Origin of the sequence: Pseudomonas sp. PDM25 (assembly GCF_019219045.1) — a bacterium.
Lineage (GTDB): Bacteria > Pseudomonadota > Gammaproteobacteria > Pseudomonadales > Pseudomonadaceae > Aquipseudomonas.
The window spans coordinates 1-564 of the sequence record NZ_JAHUWL010000062.1; the positions used below are offsets into that span (position 1 = coordinate 1).

The following is a 564-nucleotide window of genomic DNA, read 5'->3' on the forward strand; positions in this document are numbered from 1 at the left end:
CCTCTCTTCCCCCCCCTTTTCTCCCTTTCTTTCTCTCCCCCCCCCCTCTTCTTTCCTTCCTCCCAACTTCTTTCTCTTTCTTCTCTACCAATCCCTCTCCCCCATTCTCCCCTCTCTTCCTTTCCCTTCCTTCTTCTTTTTTCCTTTTTTCTTCTTCTCCTTTTCCTTCCCTCTCCCTTTCCTCCCTTCTTTTCTTTCCCTTTTCCCCCTCCCCCCCCTTCCCTTCCCCTTTCTCCTCTCCTCTCTCCCTCTTTTCTCTCTCTCCCCCCCTTTTCTTTCTTCCCTTTTCCTCCCCCTCTTCTCCCCCTTCCCTCCCCTCTCCCCTTCTTTTTCTTTCTTCCCTTTTTCTTCCTCTCTCCCTTCCCCCCCTTTCCCCCTCCTTCCTCTTCTCCCTCTCCCTCCTTCTCTCTTCTTCTCTCCTTCATACACCTCCTCCTTCCTTCTCTTCCCCTTCCCTCCTCTTCAACTTCCTTTCCTCCTTCCCCTTCCTCCCTTCCCCTCACGTTCACTTTCTCCTTTTCCCCTCCCTTTCCCTTTTCCCTTTTCCCTTCCTTCCCCTTTCCC

1 protein-coding gene is annotated in these 564 nt (G+C 52.7%); it reads right to left on the reverse strand.

Annotated features, from left to right (window positions below; genetic code table 11):
* On the reverse strand, window positions 1–564 hold a 564-nt coding region (locus KW848_RS32730; protein ID WP_218539176.1), incomplete at both ends, for a hypothetical protein.